Origin of the sequence: Pseudooceanicola nitratireducens, assembly GCF_900109195.1 — a bacterium.
GTDB classification, from domain to species: Bacteria; Pseudomonadota; Alphaproteobacteria; order Rhodobacterales; family Rhodobacteraceae; genus Pseudooceanicola; species Pseudooceanicola nitratireducens.
Window position 1 is genome coordinate 634,564 of sequence record NZ_FNZG01000001.1, and the last position, 21,481, is coordinate 656,044.

Consider the following 21,481-nt stretch of genomic DNA (forward strand, 5'->3'; position numbering starts at 1 on the left):
CCGGTCTGCGAAGGCCGGGACGCAAAATTGGGTAGGGTTTGATCCCTGCATGGGCCCGGATATCCCACGGACCCGCAAGGCAGGCCAGAAGGCCGCCAAAAAGTCGCCAGAATGGCAATATCCCGACAGGCTTGTGCCGTTAAGACAGCCGAAAGCCCTGCGATATAAATGTGGGCCCTGGTGCGTTGTTCGGTGGGTATTCCGGTGCTGGCCGGAGCGAGGACAAGGCACAGCCAGTGACCGGCGTGGCGCGATGCGCGCCCCGAAGGCCAGGGGCAATACAGACGGCCCGAAGTCGGGCCCGACCATGGGCCAGACAATGGTCCAGACGGACGGCCAAGCACCCGGAGAGGTGCGGGCCAAAAGGTGAAGGAGCCGCGAAGGCGCAGGACCCGGGGGTGCAACGACGCCCCGCCCGTCCCGCGACCGGAATGGCAGCAGCGCCGACACGGCAGGCCCGGGGTCCCGCAGGGACTGGAACCGGACCGCCGAAGAGGCAACACAGCCCGAAGAGGCCGCAGAGCCCAAAGAGGCAATAGAGGTAGTGCAGACATGATCGGATTTCTGATCGCAACCCTGAGTCCAATTCCCCTGCTGATCCTGGCAAGCGCCATGGGCGGGGCCGTCGCCTGGGCCGTCCTGGCCTATCTGACGGTCTTCACCGCGCTGCTGGATCACGTCCTGCCGCAGAACTGGCGCAACCACGATGCGACCGAGGAATTCCGCGCCGGGCACGGGCTGTCCATCGCCCTGGGCGTCATGCATCTGTTCCTGATGGTCATCGCCGTGCGCTACCTGGGCGGTCCCGGCGGGGCCGAGGGCTGGGGGGTGCTTCCCGCCGTTCTGGCCTTCGGCGTCTACTTCGGCCAGGTCAGCCACCCCAATGCGCACGAGCTGATCCACCGCTCTGGCAAAGAGGCCGTGCAGCTGGGCAAGATCGTCTACACGTCGTTGCTGTTCGGGCATCATGCCTCGTCCCACCCAAAGGTGCATCACGTCTACGTGGCCACGCCCTATGACCCCAACACCGCCCTGCTGGGCGAAAGCTTCTATCGCTTCTTCGTCCGCGCCTGGATCGGATCCTTCCGCGAAGGCATGCGGATCGAGACACATGATCTGCGCCGTGCCGGGCGACCGCTGACCAGCCATCCCTATATCGGCTACGTGCTAGGGGCGCTGGCAATGATCGGCCTGGCCTGGCTGCTGGCAGGGGCCGAGGGGATCGGCATCCTTGTTGCGATCGCGGGATTTGCCCAGGTGCAGATCCTGCTGTCGGATTACGTCCAGCACTATGGGCTTGAGCGTGAAGAGCGTTCCGATGGCAAACTGGCCCCGGTGCGCGCGCAGCACAGCTGGAACAGCCCGCACCGGGTGACCTCGGCCATGATGCTGAACGCCTCGCGCCATTCCGATCACCACATGCATCCTGGCCGGATCTACCCGAGCCTGCAGATCGATCCGGACATCATGCCGATCCTGCCGCGGTCCCTTCCGGTCATGGCGATGATCGCGCTTGTGCCGGGCTGGTGGCGGCGGGTGATGAACCCCCATCTGCTAGAATGGCAGAGCGACATCTGATCCCTTCAGACTGCGATGGGCCGGGACCATCCGAAGTGGCGGGCGCGGAAGATCGCCCGTCGGGGTGACACGTGCGAAAGCCGCTTTCCTTGCGTCGCGGGCTTTGGCATCTTGCCGCCATGACTGGATTTTTTGCGTCTCACCGCCTGGCTCGTGCCGCGCTTCGCACCGTGCCTAGTACTGCGCCCCGGCCCGGGTCCCAGTGCCGGACCTGGATGCCCGTTTTGGTGCCGGTGCTGGCGGCGGCTCTGCTTCTTGGACTGGCCGGACTTCCCGGGCAGGCCCTGGCCCAATCCCCGATGACGGCCGAGGATTTCGACCGCTATTCCCGGGGCAAGACCTTCTATTACGGCTCCAACGGGCAGCCCTACGGGGTCGAGCAATATTTCGACAACCGCCGCGTCCGCTGGTCTTTCCTGGATGGCGACTGCGCCGAGGGGCACTGGTACGAACAATCCGGCATGATCTGCTTTGAATATGACGCCGACCCGGACCCGGGGCCGCAATGCTGGACCTTCTTCGAAGGCGCGGGCGGGCTGGTGGCGCAGTTCCAGGGCGACCCGAACCAGACGACCCTGTACGAGGTGCAGGATGCCCTGGACCCGATGCTGTGCCTCGGTCCCGAAGTGGGCGTCTGATCGCGCGGGGGGGCGGTCGGGTTCGGTGCCGGTCTCGATCTCGGTCGCCGGGCAGCTGGTATCGCGGGTTCCGGGCCGAGCTTTTTCCAGCACGCAGTCGTTCTAACTCACGCTCTATAGTTCCGCGTCGACGCAGCTATCCATGCTGACCGGATTTGTCGTCGCGGACCAGAACCGCCTAGAACAGGCTGCCCTGTTCCGGCGGCGTCTTGGGCGTTTTCTTCGGCGCGGCTTTGGCCTGCGGCTTGGGGGCAGGCGCGGGCTTGGACGGTTCGGCCGCCTGTGCAGCAGGGGGCGGCGGCGCGTCGGCCAGTCGGGCGGCCCCGACCTCGACCGTGCCATCCGAGAACTGGATCGACAGGCCCGCCGCCTCGGACGCCTTTTGCGCGCCAGTCAGAACGGCCCCCGCGTTGTCCCGCACCACGACATAGCCGCGGTCCAGCGTGGCCTCATAGCCCAGGGTGAGGCGCAGCCGGTCCAGCGCGGCCAGCCGGTCGCGCCGGGTCTCGACCCCGCGCGCGGCGACGGTGGCAAAGCGGCTGGTCAGCTGGTCCAGGTCGCGGCGCTTGCGGGCCAGGTCGCGCGATACGGTTTCCGGGCGCAGGCGCGCGGCGGTCTGGGCCAGGGCGCGTTTGCGGTCCGTGACGCCCCGCGCCAGTGCCGGGGCCAGCCGGTCCGCCTGATCCAGCCGTCCGCGTTCGCGCGCAATGCGGGATTGCAGCACCGAGGGGCGCAGCGATCCGCCCGCCTCGGACAGGGCCACCCGCCGCCGCGCCACGCCCGAGCGCAGCGCATTGGGAAGCCGCTCGCCCCAGGTGTCGAGCCGCTGCCGCGCGCCCTCGGTCAGCCGTTCGGGACGGGGCAGGGCGCGGGCCAGGTCGGCCAGCCGCTGGCGGCGCGACAGCACCGCCTGACCCTGCGCCCGGATCAGCCGCGCCTGCATGTCGGCAACCCAGGCCTGCAGCTCGGCCCGCACGGGCACGGCGATTTCCGCCGCCGCCGTGGGCGTCGGGGCCCGCCGGTCCGAGACGAAGTCGATCAGCGTGGTGTCGGTTTCATGGCCCACGGCCGAGATCAGCGGGATCTGCGATCCGGCCGCCGCGCGTGCAACGATTTCCTCGTTGAAGCCCCAGAGATCCTCGATCGAGCCGCCGCCTCGCGCCACGATCAGCACGTCGGGCCGGGGCACCGGGCCGCCGGGGGCCAGACGGTTGAAGCCCTCGATGGCGCGGGCCACTTCGGGCGCGCAGTTCTGCCCCTGCACCGCGACCGGCCAGATCAGCACGCGCACCGGGAACCGGTCGCGCAGCCGGTGAAGAATGTCGCGGATCACCGCGCCCGAGGGCGAGGTGACCACCCCGATGACCCTGGGCAGGAAGGGCAGGGGGCGCTTGCGCTCCTGCGCAAAAAGCCCCTCGGCCTGCAGCATGGCCTTGCGTTTTTCCAACAGCGCCATCAGCGCGCCTGCGCCTGCGGGTTCGACGTTGTCGACGATCAGCTGGTATTTCGACTGGCCGGGAAAGGTGGTCATGCGGCCGGTGGCGATGACCTCCATGCCCTCTTCGGGCTGAACCTGCATCCGGGCGACCTGGCCCTTCCAGCTGACGGCGGCAAGGACCGCGCGGTCGTCCTTGAGGTCGAAGTACAGATGCCCCGAGCGGGGACGCGAGACGCGACCGACCTCGGCCCGCACGCGGACATGGCCGAATTCGCCCTCGATCGTGCGTTTGACGGCCCCCGACAACTCGGACACCGAAAATTCATGCGCATTGCTGCCCGCGGCGGGGCCGTCTTCGAACATATCCATGGGCGCAACTTATGCCGCGTGCGGGGGGAGGGCCAGAGGGAAGCTGGGGGAATTGGGGGGCAGCTCTGCCGTCGGAGGTGTTCCCCGCCCGGCGTATGCGCCCGGTGTTCCGCCCGTGATCAGGCGACATCGTCTTGTGGACGATTTCCGGGAAGGCTGATTGCCTCCTTGGGCCAGACACTACCCTGTGCAACGACCGTTTGCATGGGCCGTGGCGGAGCGTCGTAAGTGCTGACTTCTGAAGTGTGTCCCGCCCGGCGTTTACGCCGGGCAGCGCCGACCCGCCCCCCTGGGGCGGCGCTATTGCGCCACCCCGCGGGCCGGCGCTGCCCTTTGGGAAGACCGTTTCGGAGGGGAGAGCCGGTTGGATGGTCGGCGCAGGTCACGCATTTTGCTATAAGCCCTCAACCCCCAATACCGGTGATTAAACCATGACACCCGCGCAAGCCTCGCCCGCCAAGCCCTTGGAACCGCAGCCCATTCCGAACCGAAGCACCCCCGGCCCCCGACCCGCAGGGCGCGCCCGGGGACCCATCAACATATTCGACTTGAAAATCCCCCCGTTTAGGCCCATTTAACGCGCACCCGCGCGGCTTCCCGCACGGATCACGTAAGAATGGAGACTACATGGCCAAGGAAGACACTCTCGAATTCCCCGGCGTCGTGAAGGAACTCCTGCCCAATGCGACATTCCGGGTCGAGCTCGAGAACGGCCATGAGATCATCGCACATACGGCAGGCAAGATGCGCAAGAACCGCATCCGCGTTCTGGCCGGCGACAAGGTGCAGGTCGAAATGACCCCCTATGATCTGACCAAGGGTCGGATCAACTACCGCTTCAAGTAATCCGCGTTGCCCCGGCCGCAAGGTCGGGGCCCGCATCCCCCGCGCGCCTGACTGGGGATCCCCCGCAGCCGCGTTCTTCCGGCCCAGAGCGGCCCCGAAAGAGGCCCCGCGATGAAACTGATCCTCGGATCCGGCTCTCCCCGTCGTCTCGAACTGCTGGCCACGCTTGGCATCACCCCCGACGACATCCGCCCCCCCGACATCGACGAAGACCCCGCCAAGGGCGAACTGCCGCGCCCCTATTGCGCGCGTGTGACCCGTGAAAAGGCGCAGGCCGTGGTGGCGGACCCCGATGACATCGTCATCTGCGCCGACACCACCGTGGCCCTGGGCCGCCGCATCATGGGCAAACCCCGCGACGCGGGCGAGGCGGCGGAATTCCTCTATGCCATGTCGGGGCGTCGCCACCGGGTGATCACCGCCGTGGCCGTGCGCCGGGGCGACCGGATCTGGGAACGCGACGTGGTGACCACGGTGAAGATGAAAGCCCTCTCGGACGCCGAGGTGAACGGATACCTCGCCACCGGGGACTGGCAGGGCAAGGCCGGGGCCTATGGCATCCAGGGGCCGGCCGGGGCCTTCATTCCCTGGATCCAGGGATCCTATACTGCGGTCATGGGGCTGCCCGTGGCCGAAACCGCCAGCCTTCTGACCGCCGCCGGTTACCCGGTCTGGACCCCGGGCTGACGGAACCGCCCGGCCACCTGGGCGCGGGCGAGCCATCTAGACACGCGGCCCCGCAAGGGCCCAAAACGACGCAAGACCCAAGAGGACGCGAAAGGATATCGCCATGAAAGGCCACCTGATCCTGCTGGACCATCTGACCGGCCCCGACGGCCCGGTCGAGGCCGCCGCCCTGCTGCGCGACGGCAAGCTGGAAGACCTGCATGTCGACAGCGATGCGCCGCGTCCCGGCGCGATCTATCGCGCCTCGGCCGACCGTCCCGTGAAGGGGCAGGGCGGCATGTTCCTGAAGACCCCCGATGGTCCGGCCTTCCTGAAACAGGTCAAGGGCCTGTCCCCGGGTCAGCCGCTTCTGGTGCAGGTCACCGGCCACGCGGAACCGGGCAAGGCGATCCCCGTGACCACCCGCCTGCTGTTCAAAAGCCGCTTTGCCATCGTCACCCCCGAGGCCCCGGGCATCAATGTCTCGCGTCAGATCAAGGACGACGACGCCCGCGACGCCCTTCTGGAAATCGCTCATGAGGTCTTTGCCGGGCACGAGATGGCCGCGCGTAATGCGGGCCTGATCCTGCGGTCGTCCTGCGACGGGGCCGATGCCGATGCGGTGGCCGACGACATCGCCGCCATGGCCGACCTTGCGCTTCAGGTGCTGAACGACGCCGAGGGCGAACCCGAGAAGCTGACCGAAGGTGACGGCCCGCATACGCTGGCCTGGCGTGAATGGGTCATGGAGGCGCAGATCGAAACCGAGGCTGGCTGTTTCGAACACCACGGCGTGCACGAAAAGATCGCGGCGCTGTTCCGGCCCGAAGTCTCGCTTGGCACCGGCGCGGGGTCCTTCGCGGTGGAGCCGACGCGGGCCTTCGTGGCGGTTGACGTGAACACCGGCGGCGATACCTCGCTTGCGGCGGGGCTGAAGGCGAACCTGGCCATGGCGCGCGACCTGCCGCGCCAGCTGCGCCTGCGTGGCCTGGGCGGTGTTGTGGTGCTGGACCTGGCCCCGATGCCGAAAAAGGACCGCCGATCCTTCGAGGGCGCGCTGCGCGCCTCCCTGAAGACCGACGACACCGACACGGTCATGGCCGGCTGGACACCGCTTGGCAATTACGAGCTTCAGCGCAAGCGCGCGCGGCTGCCCCTGTCCGAGACGGTGACCGAAAGCATGCTGGAATGAGCTGCCCGATCTGCCAGAAACCCTCGGACGGGGACTACCGCCCCTTCTGTTCGAAACACTGCGCCGATGTGGATCTGGCGCGGTGGTTCAAGGGCGGGTATTCCATCCCCTCGACCGATCCCGAGGACATGGAAGAAGCGCTGGACGCCCTTGAACGCGGCGTGACCGGCGAGGACGAGGAACCGACGCGCCACTAGGTTCTATTTGTGACGTGCGGGGGCCTGCTCTCCGCCCCGGAACCGGGTGCGGCTCGCCACCCGCGCATGCAGCTGGGCGCATTCGCCTCAGGACCCGGGCTTGTGAGGCGCGGCCGGGGTCGGTAACAAGCGACAAACCTCCCCTCCTGCCGGAGCAGCGCCATGCCCCATTTCCTGTCCACCACCGACGCCGATTTCGACGCCCGTTTCGCCGCGCTTCTGAACATGAAGCGCGAGGACAGCCCCGACGTGGACGACCGCGTGGCCGGGATTATCGCCGATGTGCGCGCCCGGGGCGACGCGGCCGTCATCGAGCTGACCCGCGATCTGGACGGGCTGACGCTGACGCCCGAAACCCTGGCCATCCCCGCCGAAGAGGTCGACCGCCAGTGCGCCCTGGTCACGGACGAGGAACGCGCCGCGCTGGAACTGGCCGCCGATCGCATCCGCGCCTACCACGAACGCCAGCTGCCCGAAGATGACAGCTGGACCGATGCCTCGGGTGCGACCCTGGGCTGGCGCTGGACGCCGGTCTCGGCCGCCGGGCTGTACGTGCCGGGCGGGCAGGCGTCCTATCCGTCCTCGGTCTTGATGAATGCCATCCCCGCCAAGGTTGCCGGGGTGCCGCGTCTGGCGATCACCGTGCCGACCCCGCAGGGGCAGGTGAACCCCCTGGTGCTTCTGGCGGCGCGGATTTCCGGCGTGGACGAGATCTATCGCATCGGCGGCGCGCAGGCCGTGGCCGCGCTGGCCTATGGCACCGACACCATTGCCCCGGTCGACAAGATCACTGGCCCCGGCAACGCCTATGTGGCGGCTGCCAAGCGGCGCGTCTTCGGTAAGGTGGGCATCGACATGATCGCCGGCCCCTCTGAGATCCTGGTGATTGCCGATGCCGAGAATGACGCCGACTGGATCGCGCTGGATCTTCTGTCCCAGGCCGAACATGACGCCAGCGCCCAGTCGATCCTGATCACCACCGATGCCGATTTCGGCCAGGCGGTGCACAGCGCGGTGGAAAAACGGCTGGAAACGCTGGAACGCCGGGCCATCGCCGGCGATTCCTGGGCCGAGAATGGCGCGATCATCACCGTGCGCGACCTGGACGAGGCCGCCGCCCTGTCGAACCGTATCGCGCCCGAGCACCTGGAGCTGTGCGTTGCCGACCCCGAGGCGCTGGCGGCAAAATGCACCCATGCCGGCGCGATCTTCCTGGGCCAGTGGACGCCCGAGGCGATCGGCGACTACGTCGGCGGGCCTAACCACGTGCTGCCCACGGCGCGCTCGGCCCGATTCTCATCGGGGCTGTCGGTGCTGGACTTCATGAAGCGCACCACCCTGGCCCGCATGACGCCCGAGGCCCTACAGGCCATCGGCCCGGCCGCGGAAACCCTTGCGCAGTCGGAAAGCCTTGAGGCGCATGGCCTTTCGGTTGCGGCCCGTCGGCAACGCTTGAATCAGGGCTGAACCGGGAAACGTAAATTCGGGGTGACAAAGGTAATTTTTTTACCCTAATTTTACGAAATTGTGGAAATACGCTGCAGTGCAGCATAGATTGCATGGGGGGAGACCCCATCCAATCAGAGGGAACCGGACCCATGTCCTATATTGCCCAGATCGAGTTGGACGACCGCAACCTGCCGCCGCCCACGCCCGAGATCGAACAGGAACGTCGTGTCGCGATGTTCGATCTTCTGGAAGAGAACTCCTTTACCCTGCCCAAGCGGGACGATCGTGTCGTGCCCGACGGCCCCTACAAGATCGCCCTGTCGATCCAGGACAAACGCCTGGTCTTTGACGTGCAGACCGAACACGGCAGTCCGGCGGCGCAGTTCATCATGTCGCTTGGCCCCTTCCGCCAGGTGGTGAAGGACTATTTCGCCATCTGCAAAAGCTACTTCGACGCGGTGAAGAACCTGCCGCCCGCACAGATCGAAACCATCGACATGGCCCGCCGCGGTATCCATGACGAAGGCGCGCGGGTACTTGTCGAACGCCTTGAAGGCAAGGCCACGGTGGATCATGACACCGCCCGCCGCCTGTTTACGCTGATTTGCGTGCTGCACTTCGGAGGCTGACCGCGTGGCAGCAGAACTTCCCCAGTCCGTGCTGTTCTGCTGCGACCACAATGCCGTGCGGTCGCCCATGGCCGAAGGCATCATGAAGAAATTCTACGGCACGGGCACCTATGTGCAGTCGGCCGGATGCTACAACGATCTGGAAATCGACGGGTTTGCCATCGCGGTCTGCGAAGAGATCGGGGTGGAGCTGTCGCGCCACCGGTCCCGGTCCTTCGACGAGATGGAGCGCTACGGCGACGACCTGTCCAGCTTTGACCTGATCGTGGCGCTGTCGACGGCCAGCCAGAAGCGCGCGCTGGACCTGACGAAATACTACCACCTCTCGGTCGATTTCTGGCCGATCATGGACCCCACGGGCATCGGCGAAACGCGCGAGCAGAAGTTGAACGCCTATCGCCAGTGCCGCGACCAGATCATCGACAACCTCCGCCGCCGCTTCGGCCCGCCAAAGGACAGCGCATGAGCATCGTTCAGACCTATTTCGACGCCTTCAACGCCGGTGACACCCAGGCCATGCTGGACTGCCTGACAGACGACGTGGCGCATCACGTGAACGAAGGCAACGTGCGCATCGGGCGCGGCAAATTCGCCGAATTCTGCGCCCACATGGACCATTGCTACAAGGAAACCCTGACCGAGATGGTGGTCTTCACCTCTTCGGACGGGACCCGTGGCGCGGCGGAATACATGGTCAACGGCACCTACCTGAATTCGGACGAGGGCTTGCCGCCTGCCAGTGGCCAGACCTATCGCCTGCCGGCCGGGTCCTTCTTTACCCTGCGCGATGGCAAGATCGCCCGGGTGACGACCTATTACAACCTGTCCGACTGGATCTCTCAGGTCTCGTGACCGCACTGCGCATCCTGACCGGGCCGGACCTGCTGGCCGCGCTGGATGACCTGGCCCGCCTGCGGATTCAGGTCTTCCGCGCCTGGCCCTACCTTTACGATGGCGATGTCGCCTATGAACGCGACTACCTGACTGCCTATGACGATCCGGGCGCGATCGTGGCTGCGGCCTATGACGGTGACCAGCTGATCGGGGCCGCGACCGGCACGCCCCTAGCCAAACATGCGGATGACTTCGCCGCCCCCTTCGCGGGCAGGCCCGAGCCGCTGGACCAGATCTTCTATTGCGCCGAATCCGTCCTGCTGCCCGGCTATCGCGGCCGGGGTCTGGGCCATGCCTTCTTTGACGCGCGCGAGGCCCACGCCCGCGCCCTTGGCCTGCGCTATTCCGTCTTCTGTTCCGTTCTGCGCCCCGACGACCACCCGTTGCGCCCCGAAGGGGCCCGCAGTCATGATGCCTTCTGGCGGGGGCGGGGATACGCGCCGCTGCCGGGCGTCATCGCGACCTTCCGCTGGCGCGACATCGACCAGCCCGAAGACAGCGGTCACCCACTGCAGTTCTGGATGCGTGACCTGACGTCGCGCGGCTGATCCGGACCTGGGACAAACTTGCCCGGAAACCCTGCAGCTGTTTGGGGATAAAGGGAAATTCCCACTCAGCCCTCGGGCGAAAAGACGTGTTTTCAGAACGAACGCCATATTTCTGCCCCAATGTTGCCCCAACTTGGTCTTGGCCGCATGGTGACAGGCGGACCCAATCATTTGATCGCAAAAACGGCGCAGAACCGGCGACGTGTTGAGGTGGTATGGCGGACGGCAAGTATGACGGTTCGTCGGGGTCTGACAATATCAACCGCACCTCGGTCGACGGGGGCGGCGACCAGGTCGACGGCCCTGACGGTCTGAACGATTCCATATACGGCTACGGCGGCAACGACACGATCGAGGCCGGGCGCGGCTCGGACACCGTCTATGGCGGTGAGGGTGCGGATTCCATCGAAGGCCGCAGCGGCGACGACGTGCTGTATGGCGGCGCGGGCCGCGACACGATCGAAGGCGACGCCGGCAACGACACGATCTACGTCGGTTCGGGCGATGACGACATCTATGGCGAATCCGGCGACGACCTGATCCGCGTGACCCGCGGCACCAGCGCCTGGATCGACGGGCAAAGCGGCGACGACACGCTGGATTTCTCGGGCCTGACCGGCACCACCATTTCGTCGATCAACTATTACGGCGGCGATCCCAGCAACGGCTACATCATCTTCGCCAATGGCGAGAGGATGGAATACCGCGGGATCGAAGCCATCACCGGCACCCAGGACGGCCGCGTCGATGGCAGCACGGGCGCGGACAGCATCGGCGACGGCTATACTGACGGGCAGCTGGATGCCGTGGGCGATGCCGATGGCAGCCACAACGACAGCATCTACGCCTATGGCGGCAACGACACCGTGGCCTCGGGCGCGGGCAACGACACCGTCTATGGCGGGGCCGGGACCGACGCCCTTTATGGTGGCGCGGGCAATGACGCGCTGGATGGCGGGTCGGGCGATGATGCGCTGTCCGGTGGCTCCGGCGATGACGTGCTGTACGGCGGTGAAGGCTGGGATACGCTTTATTCCGGGCTGGGCAATGACACCTACTACGGTGGCACGGGCCTGGATTACATCGACTTCGGGGCCGAAACGGGCGGGGTCTATGTCGACCTGAGCAACGGCACCATCGGCGGGGCTGCCACGGGCGACGTCATGGGCTCGGGTATCGACGGGGTCTTCGGGTCGAACCACGACGACACGTTGATCGGCTTTGATCCCTGGTCGCCCACGGGCGATGTCTACACCAACGTCTTCTTCGGTCGCGCCGGCAACGACGTCTTCGATGGCCGCGGATCGCCCGACTACATGGACGGCGGATCGGGCGACGATACCTTCCTGATGACCGGCACCCCCGGCAGCGACACCATCATCGGGGGCGAGGGCGGGTCCGATCAGGACGTCATCGACTTCTCTTCGGTCTCCGGTCCGATCACGGTCGATTACACCGGGGCCGAGGCCGGGACGATCACCCATGGCGCGGACACCGTCACCTTCAGCCAGATCGAACGGATCTACGCCACCTCTTCGGGCGACAGCCTGACGGGCGGCGCGGGCACCGACCGGGTGGAAGGGCGCGGCGGCAGCGATACGCTTTACGGCGGGGCAGGCGGCGATGAGCTTTCGGGCGACAGCGGCGACGACAGCCTTTATGGCGGCACCGGGGCGGATACGCTTTATGGCGGGCTGGGGGCCGACCGGATCGAGGCCGGGTCCGGCGACGACCAGATCTATGGCGGGGCCGGGGCCGATGCGATCTATGCCGGCCAGGGTGCCGACAGCATCTATGCGGCCAGCGGCGACGATGCGATCTATGGCGGCTCGGGCAGCGATGTCGTCACCCTGACCGGGCCCGGAAACTACGCGCTGTTCGGGGGCGAGGACGCGGGCGACGCGGATGTCGATGTCCTTGATATCTCGTCGCTAGGCGCGGGCGGGCAGGTGACGGCGATCACCTACAACTCGGGCGACGACGAAAGCGGCACGATCACCTTCTCGAACGGCGATGTGGCGACCTTCTCGGGGTTCGAGATGATCGTCTGTTTCGCGCAAGGCACCCGGATCGACACCCCGCGCGGCCCCGTCGCGGTCGAGGATCTGCGCCCCGGCGATGCGGTGATGACCGCCGATCATGGGCCCCAGCCTCTGCGCTGGACCGGGTCGCGCCGCGTTCCTGCGCGGGGCGGATCGGCCCCCGTGACCTTCGCCACCGGCGCAATTGGCAACACCCGCCCCCTGACCCTGTCGCCGCAGCACCGCGTGCTGATCACCGGCTGGAAACCCGAGATGCTGTTCGGCGAGGCCGAGGTGCTGGTCGCTGCGAAACATCTGGTCGACGGGCACGAGGTGACGCAGTCCGAAGGGTCCCAGATCACCTATCACCACCTCTGCCTGGACCGGCACGAGGTGCTTTTTGCCGAAGGCGCCCCGGTGGAAAGCTTCCTTCCGGCGGAAGAGGCGCTGTTTTCCCTGACCCCGGCGCAGCGCCGCGATCTGTGCGCCGCGCTGCCGGATCTGGACGCCGCCGCACGTCCCGCCCGCCCGATCCTGCGCGGATACGAAGCGCAGCTGCTGGGCCCCTCGCTTCCGCCGCCGGACCTGCGCCGCGCCGGGCACCGGATGGCGAACCGGATCCTTTAGACGGGCCCCTTGATCGCCCAGTCAGACCTTGGGCCGGATCAGCGCAGCTTCGGCGACCGCCGGATCGAAGCGCAGCCCCGCCGCCTCGATCACCGGGCGGATCTGGCTGAAATCCCCCGAAGACAGCGCATCACTGTCCACGTCAAAGACCCGCGCGCCGCTGGCCCGCAGCCGGTCCAGCCGATGCGCATAGGCGTTGCAGAAGGGCTGCCAGTATTCGGGGCTGGTGGAATGCCGCGCCATGAAGGACGTCCGGCATAGGCTGTCGATCACCTTCCCGCGGTCACGGGTCACGATGACCCAGATTGCCTGCGGATAGCTGCGGTCAAAGATCTGCCACAGCAGGCTCAGCTTGGGGTCCTTGAAGCCCCAGGGCCGCGTTCCGTCGTGGCCGTCAGTGCGCAGCGCCCGCGCCACCTGACGCGCCAGCGGCGGGCAGGGGGGCAGCACATCCCAGGGCGGCAGTGACCGCACGCCAAGCGGATCCACCCCCATGCCCGAGAGCAGCGGTTTCACGATGCCGTCGCGGATCGCCCGGTTCTCGAAATAGCCCTGGGGGTTTTCGCGGTTGCCGGGCACCGTATCACCCAGCCACAGCCCGTGGTCATGCAGCATCCGCATCGTCATCGAAGTGGCCGATCGCGGCAGCCCCGTCACCAGCACCGGCCTGCGGCGCAGCTCGGGCGTGCGGACGCGTGCCGCCACCGCGCGGCCGGCCCAGGCCTTGCGCGTGTCCTGCATCCAGGCGGCGACGTGATCGGCGCGCAAATCCGCCTTGGGCACCGTGGTCGCGCAGGGATAGGCGCTTTCCGCCCGTGCCTCCGGCCCCCAGAACCAATGCGCGGTGCGGTTCATGATCGCCAGGATCGGCACGTCGCACAGCCCCGCCATGTGCCAATTGGCCGAGTCGACGGAAATCACCCCGGCCAGCGGACGGATGATCGCCATGGTCTCGACCGGGTTCTGCGTGATGTCCGCCCCCGGGATCAGGCACCGGGCGTCGGCCTGCAGCACTGCGCGTTCCTCGTCCGTCATGTCGAATTGCAGCGCCAGGAACCGCCCGTCGCGCGGCAAGAGGTCCAGGAACATCCGCAGCGGGATATGCCGTTCCTCGCGCCGGTTCTGACCCGACCCGCCGCGCCAGCAGATCCCCCAGACCGGAGGCTCTCCGGTCCGGCGGAAGGGCGTGTCGAACTGCACCGGCGCGGCCACGCGGCCCGTGCGCCGATAGCCCCGCCCGACGAAATCCGCCGCGAGATGCGCACGCGGGCGCGGCGAGCCTCCGGGCAGATCGTCATGGGCGGTAAAGCGCGCCTTGGGGAAATAGCGCCGGATCAGCGTGCCGTATTTGCGCAGCCCCACGAAATGCGACGCCTCGTGCCGGCCTTCGGCGCGGATATGCGCCAGGTGGAACAGCACGTCGCCCAGGCCCTGTTCCAGGATGATGGTGTCTTCATCCTTGCTTGGATCCTCGGGCAGGGGCGCATGGGTCAGCCGCCCGGGCACCGTGCGCGGAAACAGGATCGCGTTGTGGCGGCTGGCATAAAGCGGAAAGCCCCGGTCATAGCGCCCGGCCCACAGCAGGTGCAGCCCGGCGGTGGTGCGGAAATCGTCCCGTTCCCGATCCGTCACGCCGGGATCGCGCCGCAGCCGCGCCGCCGTCAGCGGATCACGCAACCGCAGTGACAGCCGATAGCGCAGCGGCCGCCACAGATCGGTCGGCAGATCGGCGTTCAACCGCCGCGCGGCATCCAGATCGCCGGTGTAGTAAAGCGCACAGGCCAGTTGAAGGTAGGCCAGAGTCGTGCGGTCCCGCGCGCCTAAATTGGAAACCGTGCGGTCCTGCGCCCCGTCAGGCAGATCGCCCAGAAGCGGCGCGATCAGCGCGTGGCATTCGGACACGCGCCCCGCATCCAGCGCCGTTCGGGCGCGCTGCAACAGCGTGGAAGGGGCCTCGTCCGTCACGGTTTGCGCGGGCTGACCAGGGTGGTCGGGCGCACCCGCTCGGCCGCCTCGAACAGCGAAAAGGTCTGGTTCACGTAGTTCACCGCGCCCGAGATGTGATCCAGGTATCCCTTCAGCTCGGGCGTCATCTCGGCCTCGACCAGCTGCACGTTGCGCTCGGGGTGGTCGCATTCGAACTGGCAGTAGAACAGCGGCTCTCCGCGCCGGATAATGATCGGCTGCTCCGGGTCGTGCCATTCAAAGGCCCACATCAGCGGGCGCGGCCAGACGTCGATCGGGAACCGCCCGCCAAAGATCGTGCCGGGCAGAGGCTGGCGACGGTAGTGCAGATAGGCGTCCAGCTGGGTCAGATAGACCGGTTCATCCGACAGGAAGATATAGGGCAGCCTAAGCTGGATCATCGGTCGGTCGGGGTGGCGCCATTCGTTTTCGTTGGTGATCGACACCCGCTTGCCCAGGGTCGAGCCACGGATCGCGCTGGACCCGCCCGAGAGGTTCCGCAGGGTCGGTCGCCCCTTGTCGTCCCGCGCAAAGCCCAGGTTCAGGTCAAAGGGGCAGGGGATTTCGAAATAGCGCGCTTCCAGGTTCAGCACCGCCGGGCAGCGCGCGGCGCTTTTGGCATGGTCCTTGCGGGCGTCGCGGGAATTCACCCGGCGGGGCGGGTCGTAGATCACCGGGGCCTCGACCTCGGTCAGGCACCAGCCGACGCGCACGGGGCCGGATTTGGGGTCTTCATGCCCGCGCTGATAAGTGACCGTGAAATGCATGCCCGCCTTTCCCGGACCCTCGCAGGGCCCGCTTTTGGCAAAGTGGTACGCACTTCGCGGCAGGCTGACAAGCGGGACGGTGCCCGAGGCGCGCCACGGTCGGGCGCGCGGGTGTCAGGCGGCAGTCAGGCGGCAGCGGGCGGCAGCGGGGTGAAATCGTTGCGCAGCACGGCGCGGATCTGGGTCCAGTCCGGCAGCAGCGCCCGCGCCAGATCGTCGGCCAGCTGTTTCGCCGCGCCCTCGCCGGGGACCAGAAGATCCAGCGACATATAGTCCTGATCCGCCCAGCTTTGCACCGCCACGTGGCCCGCGCTGAGAAGGGCGACACCGGTCACGCCATCGCGGCCCTCGGCCGGCTGGATCATGACCTGCTGCGGCGGCAGGCCCCGGTCGGTCAGGGCCCGTGTCAGAACCTGTTCCAGAAGCGCCGGGTCGCGCATGCCCTTGCCGCCGCGATGGTCGACCAGAAGCTGCGTGCCGGGGGTGAAGAAATCATGTGTCTCGGTCATGGGGATGTTCTAGCGCTGCGCAGGGGCGGGGGGAATAGCGATCGTTCAGGCCCCCGGTGTCGGGACCGATTGGAAGGGCCGGTGTTCCGGGTCGGGCCACGGACGCATCCGGTTCCGTTCCGTCATTCCGATCCGGGTCTATCCACCAAGCGCCACGGCGGCGCGGGCGATGACGATTTCCTCGTCCGTGGGGATGACCATGACACGCACCGCGCCGTTGTCATTGCTGATCACCGGAGCATTCGCGGCATTGCGGGCGGCGTCCAGCGTGATGCCGATCCACTCCATCCCGTCGCAGACGCGGGCGCGAATGGGGGCGGCGTTCTCTCCGATGCCGCCACAGAAGACCAGCCCGTCGATCCCGCCCAGTACCGCCGCCAGCGCTCCCAGTTCGCGCCTGATGCGGAAGGTGTAATAATCCAGCGCCTCGCCTGCGCGGGGATCGTCCGAGGCGAGCAATTCCCGCATGTCGTTCGAGATCCCCGACATCCCCTTCAGCCCCGCATCCTTGTACAGCAGGTCCGAGATCTGGTCCGCGCTCATCCCCTCCTGCGCCATCAGGTACAGCACCACGCCGGGATCCAGCTGACCGACCCGCGTGCCCATGGGCAGGCCGTCGAGCGCCGAAAACCCCATGGTCGAGGCGACGGACCGCCCGTCCCGCAGCGCGCACATGGACGCCCCGTTGCCCAGATGCGCCACCACCACGCGCGACAGATCCGGCGCGCTGCGGGCCAGTTCCCCTGCGATGTAGTCGTAGGAGAGCCCGTGAAAGCCATAGCGCCGCACGCCCTTGTCGTAATAGGCGCGGGGCAGGGCGAAGGTGTCGTTCACGAAGGGATGGCCGCGGTGGAAGGCGGTGTCGAAACAGGCGACCTGCCGGGCCTTGGGGAAGGCCTCCATCGCCGCCCGGACCCCGGCCAGGTTGTGCGGCTGATGCAGCGGGGCGAAGGGCGACAGCCGGTCCAGATCCTCGACCAGCGCGACGTCCAGCAGGACGGGCGCGGCATGGTCCATGCCGCCATGCACCACCCGGTGGCCGACCGCGCTGATCTGCGCCTGCGGATGGCTGGCGCGCAGGTGATCCAGCACGGCCCGCAGCGCGCCCGCGTGGTCGGTGACCTGCGGCAGGGGGCGGGTGTCGGCACCATCGGGCACCAGTTGTGCCGCGCCGCCGATCCGTCCGACCCGCCCATGGGTGACCACGCGGGGATCCTGCGCCGCCTCGTACAACCCGTATTTCAACGAAGACGAGCCCGCGTTCAGCGTCAGCACATGGGTCATTTTGCCGAACCCTGTCCAGACACTTTCCCCGAAACCCGGTGATGGTGCAGCGCCGCCACCGCGCAGGAGGCAAGGCGCGACATGTCGTCATCCGCCCGGCTGTTCAGGATGATCGGCACCCGCGCGCCCATCACCACGCCCGCGGCCTCGGCGTGGCTGATATAGGTCAGTTGCTTGGCCAGCATATTGCCCGCGTCCAGCCCCGGCACCACGAGGATGTCGGCCTGCCCGGCGACGGGCGACACGATCCCCTTGGTCCGTGCGGCGGCCATGTCGACGGCATTGTCCATGGCCAGCGGCCCGTCGACGATCCCGCCTGTGATCTGCCCACGCTCGGCCATCTTGGACAGAAGCGCGGCGTCGATCGAGGACGGGATATCGGGATTCACCGTCTCGACGGCTGAAAGCACCCCGACCTTGGGCACCTCGATCCCGATGGCATGGGCGACGTCGATGGCGTTCTGCACGATGTCGACCTTGGTCTTCAGATCCGGCGCGATGTTGATCGCCGCATCGGTGACCAGCAGCGGATGGGCCAGGCCGGGCACATCCATCACGAAGACATGGGTGAACCGCCGCCCGCCGCGCAGGCCGGTGGCGCGGTCAATAGCCGGGCGCAGCAGCTGATCGGTGTGCAGATGCCCCTTCATCAGCGCGTCGGCGCGGCCTTCGTTGACCAAGGCCACGGCGCGGGTGGCGGCCCGGGCGTGGTCGGGGATGTCGATGACCTCGATCCCCGTCAGGTCGGCCCCCATGTCCTGCGCGGTGGCCCGGATCCGGGCCGCATCGCCCACGAAGATCGGGTCGATCAGCGTGTGATCTCGGGCGAGCAGCGCGCCGCCCAGGGAATTGGCATCCTCGGGGCAGGCAACGGCGGTGCGCAGGGCGGGCAGGGGGGCGGCCCGGTCCAGCAGCGCGTCGAAATGGCGGTGGCGCTGCACGATCAGGCCAGGCAGATCGGCCACGTCGCTGTGGATACGGACCTTCGGGGCCTCGACCACGGCTTCGCCCCGCAGGATCACGCTGTCGTCGCGGGCCTGCCGGACCTCGGTCTTCAGGGTGACACAGCCGGTGGCGGCGTCCTTGGCGATGACCTCGACCGAGGAGATCAGTTCGTCCCCCGCGCTGGCCCGGCCAAGGAAGTCGAACTGCTGCGACCGATAGAGCGTCCCGGCCCCGGGCAGCACATTGCCAAGCACCGCCGAGATCAGGGACCCCACGAACATGCCCGGGCACAGCGCCTCGGGGATGCCATCGCCGTCGCCATCGTGATCGGCCAGGTGCATCGGGTTGTGATTGCCCGAGACATTGGCAAAGACGATCAGGTCATCCAGCGTGCACAACCGGCGCAGCTCTTCCCGGTCGCCGATGGCGAGATCCTCGAACACCTTGTTTTCCAATAGCATGGGGCGGCCTCGCGCGTCTGATAAGGGTTTTTAAGGGCTTTGGCGGCACCGGAGTGCCCGTAAAATGGTCATTGCATGGGAAGGTGACAGGGATATTGACACCGATCAATGCGCCGGGCGGGTGACCTATGGTAAACCTCTGGATCATCACCGGAGGGACGAAAGAAATGGCAAAAGAGGACACCTTCCTGGCCCAGTTGGCCGGGATGAACCCCGCGCTGAAGGTCTATGAGGCCTGGATGCGCGGCACGACGGACCTGATGGCCTTTGCCGCGAAGCGGTTCGAAAAGGACCTGGAGTTTCAGAAATCCCTGATCACCGCCAAGCCGCAGGATCTGCCGCATCTGCAGATGCAGTTCTGGCAGGGCGTGCTGGACGACTATCACGAGGAAGCCGGCCGCATGGTGTCCTATGCCCGCGAGGCCGGGGTGCCCAACATCTGAGCCACCGCAAGGGGCGGGGGGCTTGCCCGCCTTTACGGGGTCGGGCGCGCCACGCGCGCCTGCCGGTGACCTGTGCCTTGCTGCGGTCGTCGGGCCGGTTGCCCGCGTCGCGGCGAGCGCCAGATCGCTGTGTCAGGTCGCTGCGACAGGCTACGACAGGGCCACCGGCTAAACGGGCCATACTGGTCTCAGGCCCCGCGGAACACCGGTTTGCGCTTTTCCACGAAGGCGGCGGCGGCTTCCTGGTGGTCCGCCGTCTCGGTCGAGCACTGGTGGTTGTCGGCCTCAAGATCCATCACCTCGACCAGCGACCCGCCCCCGGCGGCGAGGTTGAGGTTGGCCTTCATCCGGCCCAGGGCCAGCGGCGCGCCCTCAGCTAGCGGCGTGATCAGCGACAGCGCCTCGTCCAGGGCCTGGCCGGGTTCCACGGCAAGGGTGACAAGGCCCAGGCGCTCTGCCTCTTTGCCCGACAGAACCGGCGACAGCATGTACAGTTCCTTGGCCTTGGCCGTGCCCAGGATCTGGGTCAGGAAATAGGTGCCGCCGAAATCCCCCGACAGCGCGACCTTGACGAAGGCGGTGGTCAGCTTGGCGGTGTCGCTGGAGACGCGGAAATCGCAGGCCAGTGCCAGCGCAAGGCCCGCCCCGGCGGCGGCGCCTTCGATGGCGGCGATGGTCGGCTTGGGCATCTCGTGCAGCAGGCGCGAACATTCCATCCGGTCGCGCAGGTTCTTGCGCTGCGCATAGAACGACGTGTCGCGGCCGACGCCTTCGTTCATTAGCTTGACGTCCCCGCCGGCGCAGAAGGCCCCGCCCGCACCGGTCAGCACCACGGCGCGCACGCTGTCGTCCTTGGCGGCGGCCTCTAGCGTTTCGTGCAGCGCATGGATCATCGGGCGGCTCATGGCGTTGCGCCGTTCGGGCCGGTTCATGGTGATGATCAGGATGCCGTCGCGGCGTTCGGTCAGAAGATCCTGGGTTGCTTCGGTCATTGTTGTCCTCCCTGTTTGCGGAAGACTATTCCGCAGGTTGGAAGGCCTGTCCAGCCGCGCGCCGGAAAACCGCAAACTCCGCTACGTCACGGCAGCAGTGTCAGCCACATCCAGACGGTGACCAGCGACAGCGCCGTGGTCATCAGAACGGACGAGGCCGCGACCCGTTTCGCCCGGTCGTAGATCGAGGCGAAGACATAGGTGTTGATCCCCGGGGCCACGGCGGCCGTGATCAGGGCCGAGCGGAACTGATCCCGGTCCAGCCCCGCACCGGTGCCGAAGACCCAGACCAGCGCCGGATGCACCAGCAGGGTGATGACGCAGATCACCAGCACGACGCGCAGGTCGCCTTCGATCTTGTACTGGGTCAGCACGCCCCCGACAGCAAACAGCGCGGCCGGTATCGACGCCGCGACCATCATGTTGATCCCGGCCATCACCGGAACCGGCACAAGGATATGACCCAGGTTCACGACAAACCCCAGGAACAGCGCGATCACCAGCGGGTTGCGCCCCATCTGGCGGGCGATCTTGGCCAGGATCCCGAAGAAGTTCAGCCCCGTGCCACGGCCCCGCGCCGCCTCCATCGAGGCGATGCCGAGCGTGTAGCAGAACGGCGCATGGATCGCGATGATGGCAAAGTTCGCCGCCAGCGCGTCTTCGCCAAAGGCGCGTTCGGTGATCGGAAGGCCCAGCATCAGCGTGTTCGAGAACAGGCAGCAGAAGCCGATCACGATGCTGTCTTCGATGTCGCGGCGGAAGATGAACCGCGCGGCCGAGAAGCCCAGAAGGGAACAGATGAAGGCAGCCGCGTAATAGCTGCCCAGCAGCGGCAGATGGAATTCCGCGCCCAGGTCGATGGTCGCCACCGCGCGGAACAGCAGGCAGGGGAAGGCATAGCTTTGGGTGAATTTCATCAGCCCGTCGATGCCCGACTGGGGAAAGCCCGCGAAGCGCGACGCGATATAGCCTGCGCCGATCAGGAGGAAGACGGGCAGGATGACGGTGATCAGTGCAACCATG

21 protein-coding genes are annotated in these 21,481 nt (G+C 67.1%); 13 read left to right on the forward strand and 8 right to left on the reverse strand.

What is annotated here, in order from left to right; genetic code table 11:
• The first annotated feature begins 552 nt into the window (after positions 1 to 552).
• Both BMX99_RS02975 and BMX99_RS02980 read left to right on the forward strand, forming a co-directional pair.
• A complete protein-coding gene (locus tag BMX99_RS02975; RefSeq protein WP_093447036.1) occupies positions 553 to 1,578 on the forward strand; it encodes an alkane 1-monooxygenase in 1,026 nt (341 codons plus the stop codon).
• Between the two features lie 215 nt (positions 1,579 to 1,793).
• Positions 1,794 to 2,216 carry a hypothetical protein gene (locus BMX99_RS02980; protein ID WP_244525600.1) on the forward strand — a complete coding sequence of 141 codons (423 nt, stop codon included), beginning with the start codon at positions 1,794 to 1,796 and terminating at the stop codon, positions 2,214 to 2,216.
• Between the two features lie 178 nt (positions 2,217 to 2,394).
• Here the strand turns inward: BMX99_RS02980 and xseA are convergent, their stop codons facing one another.
• Positions 2,395 to 4,023, reverse strand: a complete 1,629-nt coding sequence (gene xseA, locus BMX99_RS02985; RefSeq protein WP_093447039.1) for an exodeoxyribonuclease VII large subunit — start codon at positions 4,021 to 4,023, stop codon at positions 2,395 to 2,397.
• 627 nt (positions 4,024 to 4,650) lie between these two features.
• On the opposite strand from xseA, the gene infA reads away from it, so the two are divergent.
• The 10 genes from infA to BMX99_RS03035 all read left to right on the forward strand — a co-directional run bounded on the left by infA (position 4,651) and on the right by BMX99_RS03035 (position 13,092).
• The gene (gene infA / locus BMX99_RS02990) at positions 4,651 to 4,869 is read left to right on the forward strand and encodes a translation initiation factor IF-1 (protein WP_005978431.1); all 219 of its coding nucleotides are present in this window, start codon (positions 4,651 to 4,653) and stop codon (positions 4,867 to 4,869) included.
• A gap of 111 nt (positions 4,870 to 4,980) precedes the next feature.
• Positions 4,981 to 5,556, forward strand: a complete 576-nt coding sequence (locus BMX99_RS02995; protein ID WP_093447042.1) for a Maf family protein — start codon at positions 4,981 to 4,983, stop codon at positions 5,554 to 5,556.
• Positions 5,557 to 5,659: 103 nt separating this feature from the next.
• A complete protein-coding gene (locus tag BMX99_RS03000; protein ID WP_093447045.1) occupies positions 5,660 to 6,727 on the forward strand; it encodes a ribonuclease E/G in 1,068 nt (355 codons plus the stop codon).
• Positions 6,724 to 6,924: a DNA gyrase inhibitor YacG gene (locus BMX99_RS03005; RefSeq protein ID WP_093447048.1), complete on the forward strand. Its 201-nt coding sequence runs from the start codon at positions 6,724 to 6,726 to the stop codon at positions 6,922 to 6,924. The genes BMX99_RS03000 and BMX99_RS03005 overlap by 4 nt, the downstream gene beginning before the upstream one ends.
• Positions 6,925 to 7,086: 162 nt before the next feature.
• Positions 7,087 to 8,391, forward strand: coding sequence for a histidinol dehydrogenase (hisD, locus tag BMX99_RS03010; protein WP_093447051.1), 1,305 nt, complete (start codon positions 7,087 to 7,089; stop codon positions 8,389 to 8,391).
• A gap of 131 nt (positions 8,392 to 8,522) precedes the next feature.
• Entirely contained in the window at positions 8,523 to 9,002 is a 480-nt protein-coding gene (locus BMX99_RS03015) for a UPF0262 family protein (RefSeq protein ID WP_093447054.1), read from the forward strand.
• Positions 9,003 to 9,006: 4 nt separating this feature from the next.
• Complete coding sequence (locus BMX99_RS03020) at positions 9,007 to 9,468, forward strand: arsenate-mycothiol transferase ArsC (protein WP_093447058.1); 462 nt, start codon at positions 9,007 to 9,009, stop codon at positions 9,466 to 9,468.
• Positions 9,465 to 9,854 (forward strand): ketosteroid isomerase-related protein, encoded by a 390-nt coding sequence (locus BMX99_RS03025; protein WP_093447061.1) that lies wholly within the window; start codon positions 9,465 to 9,467, stop codon positions 9,852 to 9,854. The genes BMX99_RS03020 and BMX99_RS03025 overlap by 4 nt, the downstream gene beginning before the upstream one ends.
• Entirely contained in the window at positions 9,851 to 10,444 is a 594-nt protein-coding gene (locus BMX99_RS03030; RefSeq protein ID WP_093447065.1) for a GNAT family N-acetyltransferase, read from the forward strand. The genes BMX99_RS03025 and BMX99_RS03030 overlap by 4 nt, the downstream gene beginning before the upstream one ends.
• 215 nt (positions 10,445 to 10,659) lie before the next feature.
• The gene (locus BMX99_RS03035; RefSeq protein WP_093447068.1) at positions 10,660 to 13,092 is read left to right on the forward strand and encodes a Hint domain-containing protein; all 2,433 of its coding nucleotides are present in this window, start codon (positions 10,660 to 10,662) and stop codon (positions 13,090 to 13,092) included.
• A 21-nt stretch (positions 13,093 to 13,113) separates the two neighbouring features.
• Here the strand turns inward: BMX99_RS03035 and BMX99_RS03040 are convergent, their stop codons facing one another.
• The 5 genes from BMX99_RS03040 to BMX99_RS03060 all read right to left on the reverse strand — a co-directional run bounded on the left by BMX99_RS03040 (position 13,114) and on the right by BMX99_RS03060 (position 19,023).
• Entirely contained in the window at positions 13,114 to 15,057 is a 1,944-nt protein-coding gene (locus tag BMX99_RS03040; protein WP_093447071.1) for a sulfotransferase, read from the reverse strand.
• Positions 15,054 to 15,824: a hypothetical protein gene (locus tag BMX99_RS03045; protein ID WP_093447074.1), complete on the reverse strand. Its 771-nt coding sequence runs from the start codon at positions 15,822 to 15,824 to the stop codon at positions 15,054 to 15,056. The genes BMX99_RS03040 and BMX99_RS03045 overlap by 4 nt, the downstream gene beginning before the upstream one ends.
• A 125-nt stretch (positions 15,825 to 15,949) precedes the next feature.
• Positions 15,950 to 16,333, reverse strand: coding sequence for an S-adenosylmethionine decarboxylase (locus BMX99_RS03050; protein WP_093447077.1), 384 nt, complete (start codon positions 16,331 to 16,333; stop codon positions 15,950 to 15,952).
• Between the two features lie 138 nt (positions 16,334 to 16,471).
• On the reverse strand, positions 16,472 to 17,617 hold the full coding sequence (locus BMX99_RS03055; RefSeq protein WP_093447080.1) for an acetate/propionate family kinase: 1,146 nt from the start codon (positions 17,615 to 17,617) through the stop codon (positions 16,472 to 16,474).
• On the reverse strand, positions 17,614 to 19,023 hold the full coding sequence (locus BMX99_RS03060; RefSeq protein WP_093447083.1) for a bifunctional enoyl-CoA hydratase/phosphate acetyltransferase: 1,410 nt from the start codon (positions 19,021 to 19,023) through the stop codon (positions 17,614 to 17,616). The genes BMX99_RS03055 and BMX99_RS03060 overlap by 4 nt, the downstream gene beginning before the upstream one ends.
• 167 nt (positions 19,024 to 19,190) lie before the next feature.
• Here BMX99_RS03060 and BMX99_RS03065 point away from each other — a divergent pair, with 167 nt between their 5' ends.
• Positions 19,191 to 19,466: a phasin family protein gene (locus tag BMX99_RS03065; RefSeq protein WP_093447086.1), complete on the forward strand. Its 276-nt coding sequence runs from the start codon at positions 19,191 to 19,193 to the stop codon at positions 19,464 to 19,466.
• Positions 19,467 to 19,654: 188 nt separating this feature from the next.
• Here BMX99_RS03065 and BMX99_RS03070 read toward each other — a convergent pair whose 3' ends face one another.
• Together BMX99_RS03070 and BMX99_RS03075 are read right to left on the reverse strand one after the other, a co-directional pair.
• A complete protein-coding gene (locus BMX99_RS03070; protein WP_093447089.1) occupies positions 19,655 to 20,458 on the reverse strand; it encodes an enoyl-CoA hydratase-related protein in 804 nt (267 codons plus the stop codon).
• Between the two features lie 86 nt (positions 20,459 to 20,544).
• Entirely contained in the window at positions 20,545 to 21,480 is a 936-nt protein-coding gene (locus tag BMX99_RS03075) for an AEC family transporter (protein WP_093447092.1), read from the reverse strand.
• Position 21,481: the final 1 nt, after the last annotated feature.